This window comes from Chamaesiphon sp. VAR_69_metabat_338 (assembly GCF_031423935.1).
In the GTDB taxonomy this organism is placed as follows: domain Bacteria; phylum Cyanobacteriota; class Cyanobacteriia; order Cyanobacteriales; family Chamaesiphonaceae; genus Chamaesiphon.
Genome location: NZ_JANPGM010000066.1, coordinates 1 through 6,830 on the forward strand (window position 1 = coordinate 1; position 6,830 = coordinate 6,830).

At 47.9% G+C, this 6,830-nt stretch carries 8 protein-coding genes; 4 read left to right on the forward strand and 4 right to left on the reverse strand.

Annotation, left to right across the window (positions count from 1 at the left end):
• The first annotated feature begins 47 nt into the window (after nt 1–47).
• Nucleotides 48–725: a Uma2 family endonuclease gene (locus tag RMO84_RS01955; RefSeq protein WP_310486775.1), complete on the forward strand. Its 678-nt coding sequence runs from the start codon at nt 48–50 to the stop codon at nt 723–725.
• Between the two features lie 77 nt (nt 726–802).
• Here the strand turns inward: RMO84_RS01955 and RMO84_RS01960 are convergent, their stop codons facing one another.
• Together RMO84_RS01960 and RMO84_RS01965 are read right to left on the reverse strand one after the other, a co-directional pair.
• Nucleotides 803–1,276: an RES family NAD+ phosphorylase gene (locus RMO84_RS01960; RefSeq protein WP_310486776.1), complete on the reverse strand. Its 474-nt coding sequence runs from the start codon at nt 1,274–1,276 to the stop codon at nt 803–805.
• Entirely contained in the window at nt 1,273–1,701 is a 429-nt protein-coding gene (locus RMO84_RS01965; protein WP_310486777.1) for an antitoxin Xre/MbcA/ParS toxin-binding domain-containing protein, read from the reverse strand. The genes RMO84_RS01960 and RMO84_RS01965 overlap by 4 nt, the downstream gene beginning before the upstream one ends.
• Nucleotides 1,702–1,926: 225 nt before the next feature.
• Here RMO84_RS01965 and RMO84_RS01970 point away from each other — a divergent pair, with 225 nt between their 5' ends.
• A complete protein-coding gene (locus RMO84_RS01970) occupies nt 1,927–2,100 on the forward strand; it encodes a hypothetical protein (RefSeq protein WP_310486778.1) in 174 nt (57 codons plus the stop codon).
• 18 nt (nt 2,101–2,118) lie between these two features.
• Entirely contained in the window at nt 2,119–4,371 is a 2,253-nt protein-coding gene (locus RMO84_RS01975; protein WP_310486779.1) for a ComEC/Rec2 family competence protein, read from the forward strand.
• Between the two features lie 227 nt (nt 4,372–4,598).
• Here RMO84_RS01975 and RMO84_RS01980 read toward each other — a convergent pair whose 3' ends face one another.
• Nucleotides 4,599–5,507, reverse strand: a complete 909-nt coding sequence (locus tag RMO84_RS01980; RefSeq protein WP_310486780.1) for an alpha/beta hydrolase — start codon at nt 5,505–5,507, stop codon at nt 4,599–4,601.
• 203 nt (nt 5,508–5,710) lie between these two features.
• Nucleotides 5,711–6,280: a cytochrome b/b6 domain-containing protein gene (locus RMO84_RS01985; RefSeq protein ID WP_310486781.1), complete on the reverse strand. Its 570-nt coding sequence runs from the start codon at nt 6,278–6,280 to the stop codon at nt 5,711–5,713.
• 97 nt (nt 6,281–6,377) lie between these two features.
• On the opposite strand from RMO84_RS01985, the gene RMO84_RS01990 reads away from it, so the two are divergent.
• A partial coding sequence (locus RMO84_RS01990) for a methyltransferase domain-containing protein (RefSeq protein ID WP_310486782.1) occupies nt 6,378–6,830 on the forward strand: 453 nt, incomplete at its 3' end.

The following is a 6,830-nucleotide window of genomic DNA, read 5'->3' on the forward strand; positions in this document are numbered from 1 at the left end:
CGGTAAAGTCAAAGTATCTAGAGATTCAGATTGATAGGTAATCGCCCATGACTGCTATTATCGCCACCTCACCACCTGTTATTATCGATCGACAGTCATCCGCCACCTGGGAGGATTATCTTCACCGTGTCGAAAACCCTCAGAGTGAGCTAGAGCGCGTTTTCTTTAATTGCGGAGTGATGTGGATTGAGGATATTGGTAACGAAGGTATCAACCATTCAAGATTTAATAAACTGCTGACAATGATCTTGTATAGCTGGTTTGTCAAGCAAGGAGATGTTAAATTCGATCTGCTGGGCGGTTGCGTACTAGAAAAGCCCACAGATCGAGGAGCTGCACCAGATGAAGTTGTATATATCGGCGGTAATGCTCCTCGATATCAATCGGGTGAATCGCGTCGAGTCGATCTAAATAAGTGGCGCGTACCCGATTTAGCAGTTGAAATCGCCGACACCACTTTAGCCAGCGATTTAGATGAAAAGAAACAACTATATCTAACCTTAGAAGTTCCTGAATATTGGGTAGTCGATGTGCGCGGAAAACGGGTGCTGGCTTTTCGATTAGTGGATGGCAAATATCAAGAATGTATCGAATCTGTTGCGCTGATAGGATTGTCGATCGAATTATTAGATCGAACATTAGAACGGATGGATGATGATAATGGCAACGTTGCCATGTGGTTCGCTGCTCAGATTAAGAACTTACCTGTAAAATTGGTTGAATGACGATCGTTTGTTTACAAGTTGCGAGCGCAGATTAGATCGATGCTGATGATTATTCCTGAACTGGAGTGTTTTGTCGATTAACTACTTTTCCAAAGTCTGGGATCTAACTCAAATGGTTGTGGCAATTCTACAGTTAACTTCACAAAATCGGGGTGCGATGGATTAATTAAATAATTGTACTCTAAGGGAATAACCACCGAAGGTACCGCTAAAATCGCTGTCGAACCCGATCTAAACCAGTTATCGCCCATAGTTGTCAAAACAGCAGGTGCGGGAATGTTACGCCAATCTGGAGGTAACTGAGCTACTTCTAGGTAATCGACTTTTACTTCTGTAGGTACATCAACTCGAATGTAAGCAAACATCGTTGCCACATCTTCTACTTCCATATGAACGAAGACTTCTAATGCTGCTAATGACAGAGTTCCCGAAGTATAAACCATCCCCTGTCCGCGAGAATTCCAGCGTCCGCCAACTCTTCTGGCACCTTCTCCACTGAAAGCTGTGTCTGCATACTTCCGCTTAGAGATTCGCCACAAACTAAAACTCAACTGTATACTCCATATTCAATTCGATCGAGTAATTCCACAACTTGCTCTGTACCTGCATCCGTATCGAGTAAATCGACAGGCACACGACCATTTAGTCCTCGATTGGGTCGCTTCAGCCAGCTTGTCGCCGTGTCAGCACTTTCAAATATCTCTTGTGCTTGAGCCGCAACTCTCGCTAATCGGTACAATCGATCTGACCAAGTGGAGTTTAAAGGTTTATCTTCTTTCTGAAGTCTGACAATCGTGCGGACTGAAGTTCCCACCACCTTAGACATCTGAGCATCTGAGAGTTGATAGTAATTTGCAACTCGCTTAAAAGATGCGATCGATAATCCTTGTCGTACTATTTCAGCACGATCGATTGCTGAAGAATTTGTCGAACTTGGAATTCCTAAAATATCCAGTAATTGTGTTGATGGAGCCATAACTCACCATAATTTAGGCACTTGTCTTAATTATAACGCCAAATGCTAGAATTCTCGATCGGCTTGCTAGCAGCAGGCTCTAGGAATTTGGACTCGTAGCGACGGTTATCCTCCGGAAATACCCTGGGTTGGCAGAGTGCGTCTCACACTTACAACCGCTAGTCGATCGAAAAGAGGCTAACGAGTTTATGGGGTAATAATGCTGTAAGCTAGACAGAGAAAAGCTTGAAGCTAACGATCTCGATCGCCGATCGCTTTAATTTAGATTGTCACTATACAGTTGGACGATCGATTGAGACGCGATCGCTCGCACAAAAGTTAGCGATAATTTCTCATGTTCGATCGCCAGTGCTAATTACTGATGAGCGAACTAAATCGAGCTTCACCAATCCCCCATAACCGATCGTCAATTGCCTCATGCGGAATACCCAAGCTGCGATCTTCCTTTGTCTGGCTTACGTCATTGGTTTGCTCGTCACCTTCAACCCGTGGGTGCGATGGGGATTAATTATCGTTGCCATCCCCCTGGCATGGCAACTCCCGCGCCGCTGGAAACAGAGTCCACCATGGCAATATTTGGCAGTGGCGATCGCGATTGCCACATGTGCGAGTATTTATCTCGAATGGCGGGTTCCCAAAATTGCCGCCAACGATATTAGTACCTACGTTGCCGCCACTGCCGAGCGCGGTACTACTCAATTTACGATCGTCCAAGGTACAGTCGATAGTTATCCCCGCATCACCCGCAATCAAAATAGTCAATTTTGGCTGGCAGCCACTCAGCTAAATGAAATTCAGGGCAACAATTTGCGCCCTGCTGACGTGAGCAAAGCAGTCAGCGGTCGAGTGTATGTGACCGTGCCCTTGCAGAGCGGGACGGGGCTTCAGCCTGGGGTGGAGGTGTCGATTACGGGGACGTTGTATCTGCCCCAAGCCAATGCCAATCCGGGCGGATTTAGTTTTCGCGATTATCTGAGTCAGTCGGGTGGCTTTGCGGGGATGCGGGGCGTCCAATTGCGGGTACCCGATGAAAGCCAGACGCAACAGTGGAGTTGGGGAAAATTGCGCCAGCGAATTGCGGCAGCGCAGGTGAAGTGGTTGGATGTCCCCGTGGGGCCATTGGTGACGGCGATGGTGCTGGGTGCGGATGCGGTGGATTTACCCTTCGATCTGCACGATCGATTCGTCAGGGTGGGACTGGCACACGCGCTGGCGGCATCGGGGTTTCAGGTATCGTTAATTCTGGGGGCAATTTTGAGCCTGACTCGTAACCGCTTATCCCCTGTCGCACAATCGAACATCGGCGCGTTAGCTTTGCTAATTTTCCTTGGTTTGACTGGCTTTCAGGCGGCAGTAGTCCGATCGGTAGTAATGGGAATGGCGGTCTTAATTGGGTTGCGAACTCAACGCCAGATCGATCCGTTAAGTTCGTTATTTTTGGCCGGAACGCTATTATTAATCATCAACCCCTTATGGGTTTGGGATGTTGGCTTTGAATTGAGTTTCTTGGCGACGTTAGGATTAATCGTCACGGTCGAACCCATCCAAGCAAAACTAGATTGGTTGCCACCGACGATCGCCGAATTAATTAGCGTGCCTCTCGCGGCGACAATTTGGACATTACCGATTCAGCTATATGTATTTAAAGTTTTCCCGCTCTATGCGTTGCCCGCTAATATTCTGACTAGTCCATTGATTAGTATTGTCAGTATTGGGGGGACGGTGGCAGCCTTAGTGGGCGCGATTTTGCCGATCGCCGGAAGTGCGGTTTCTTGGCTGTTATATCTACCGACTTGGCTCCTAATTGGCATTGTCGATCTGTTTAATTATCTGCCAGGAGCATCATTTGCCGTCGGTCAACTGGGGTTATGGCAGTTAATCGCTCTGTATGGAATTATTTTGGGCGTATGGGTAGTTCCTAAATGGCAAAAAAATTGGAAGTTACCGCTAGTGGGTGGCCTATTATTAGTTTTATTGCCTTTAGCAATCTTAAAAACTACCGAACTCCAAATCACAGCTTTAGCGAGTAAAGATCGGCAGATTTTAGTGATTCAAGATCGCGGCCAAACGATCTTAGTCAATAGTGGCAATGAGAGTACCGCACGATTTGTCGTCCAGCCATTTTTACAGCAACAAGCAGTCAATCATGTCGATCGCGCGATCGATTTCAATCCCAACTTACCCGCCCTCAATAGTTGGCAAACACTCGATCGAGTTATCCCGATTCATAACTTCTATAGTATCGGTAACAGTCAAACTAATAGCACGATTAAATTCGAGACATTGCCAATCGGTAAAACTCAAATATTCGATCGGATCGAAATTACCGCGCTCGAAGCCAGTCCGCCGATCTTCCAAATCGATATCCCCGAAGTCGGTCAAAAGTGGCTCGCCATCGGCAGCGATACCGGCGATCTCACCCAGTCAGCGATCGATCTGCAACACCTCGTTCCCGCTCAAACTTTGTATTGGAGTGGCGGTAGATTAACGGAAAGATCGATCGCCAAAATCAACCCTCAAGTCGCGATCGCCGCGACATCCAATCCCGACCCCGAAACAGTCAAACTCCTAGAAAGAAAGCAAGTTCGCGTCTACTATACTAGCCGCGATGGTGCCATTCAATGGACGCCAAGCGGCAAGTTTCAGCCTTATTTGGAAGGGGATAGATAGTTGATAGTTGATAGGACGCAAGCGTCCAAGTTTATACTCTCTACCCTCTATCCACTATTCACTATCCCCTACCCTCTAAGAGAATGTCTGAAAAGTCTTAATTGCTTCGTTTTTCGTGGGTAGATCCCCCTAAATCCCCCTTAAAAAGGGGGACTAAGAATCATGTTCCCCCTTTTTAAGGGGGTTAGGGGGATCTTCTAAGGTTTAAGCTCAACAAAATGGCGTTTTCAGACAGCCTCTAAAAGAAAAGGTAAAATCGTCGCATAAATCTCAGCGGGATATTCTTCGTGCATGCCTAATGTGCCTGGTAATGTCTGACTGACGACGTGGGGGACGGCGGCGAGGGCTTGCATTTCGGCGGTGGATTTGGGGGGACTGCTTTGCCCGATCGCGATGAATGTGGGTATGGTGAGAGACTGGAGATCGGCGATGGCTGCGGATCGATCGAGATAGGGATCGAGTCCGCCAGTCACAAATGCTCCCGCACCATATCTGGCTCCTGATTGTTGCGTCAGTTGACGTTTTCGATCGAGTACGGCAGGAGTTAGCGTGTTTGGATCGCTATAGACATGTCGCCGATACATGAATGCCAGAAAACTCGGCGTGGTAGTTAATTGGTACAAAAATTGACCGAGGATCGGCGTACGAATGAGGTCGCGCACTGTCTTTTGCCAGGGCTTTTGTCCCCGCGCCATCGTCGGCAGAGGCCCCCGCCACGTCGGTGCGACTAAAACCAACTTAGCAACCAGATCGGGCATCGTAGCGGCGAGATTTAGGGCATATCCTGCCGCATGTCCGGCGGCGATAATCGTCACTGGGGATGCATAGCGATCGCGCACGAAATCCGCGAGGAATTGACGATATAAGGGCGGCGCATAATCCAGCCGCAGACGATCGGAATCCCCAAACCCAGGCCAGTCAACAGTCGTCACCTGAAACTGGGACTTTAACAACTCTGCCAAGCCAAACATCTCAGTACAGCTAGAAACAGTGCTAAAGGCGGGTAAAAGCAGGATTGGCGATCCCTCGCCTTGGGTGTCATCAGCAATGCTCAATGGCTGTCCTTGCCAGATCCATTGGTATGTATGCGATCGAGCGGCAACAACTGGAGATTCGATACTAGTAAGATTAGACATGGCGATTGCCTTAAAAAGTTTGGAGTCTCATATCTCTGTACGTTCCCGTTTCAACCAACAATTTGTAGGGGTGCCCCGTCTTGACGTTTTTTTATGCGGGGGGAACCCCCGCATAAAAACGCCGCTTGTGGGTACCCGCAAATTATGGCAGCAAGCAATGAATCTCAGAGCGGTAATCATTAGAGCTTAGCTCGAATTACCTGCTACCCCTTTGCTCTTATTTTAACAATCCACGCCACTAATCTGCGCCAGTTTGCTTTGACTACTTTATACTGCGCAACGAAATGGACGACGATGAAGATCGCAAAAACCTTGGATGTGCGACTATGAGCGGCAGCAGCTTGGGATGCGGCTTCGCCATCAACAGGAAAGATGTCGGGCATTGGAATTCCAAACAAGCTGATGTTATTGGCATGGTAAGCATTGGATAACCAATAACCACTCAGCGGGACGGCCACCATCATCACATAGAGCAGGGTGTGTAATCCCGTTTTGAAATACCAGTTGCTGGTTAATTTCGGTAGGTGCTTGGCATATTTACGCCCCCAAACTCTCAATAACAGGAACGCCCGCCAACCGAGTAAGAGTAATACCAATACCCCAAAAGATTTGTGAGCGTCGTATAATAATTTGCGAAAACTCACACCATCCTGCAATCGCTCGATCGTGATGCCGCTGGCAAACAAGATCGAGTACAAACCTGCCATCCACCAGTGCATGGACATCAGTTGCTTGAAGATATTATTTAATCTGGGTGTTGGTGCTGCTGACATCTGCCGTGTCCGATAGGTATGCTAAGGTATCGACCGTTTCTAATTCTATCTGTTCCAGCTACTAAGATCGAAAACTATTCACAACTGAGCTAGCTAAATGAATAAACAAGAAGCGATCGATAAAGCCACCATCACTTTTAACTCAGCCGCCGATTATTTTGACGCGCCAGCACTATCTTTTTGGAATCGGTTCGGGCAACGGACGATCGAGCTAGCCGATCTCCAGCCAGGGATGCGGGTTTTGGATGTCTGTTGTGGGACTGGTGCATCGGCAATTCCCGCAGCCTTAAAAGTTGGGACGACTGGATCTGTTTTGGGTGTCGATTTGGCTGAGTCATTACTCGAATTAGCGCGAACCAAAGCCCAGCAGCAAGAACTGCAAAATATTGAGTTTCAATGTGCGGATTTTAGTGAATTAGCTTTGCCCAGCGCGAGTTTTGATGCGATTGTATGTGTGTTTGGGATTTTCTTTCTACCCGACATGGAAGCTGCCGTTGCCGAATTGTGGCGGATGCTGCGTCCTGGCGGTATGTTAGCGATCGCGTCTTGG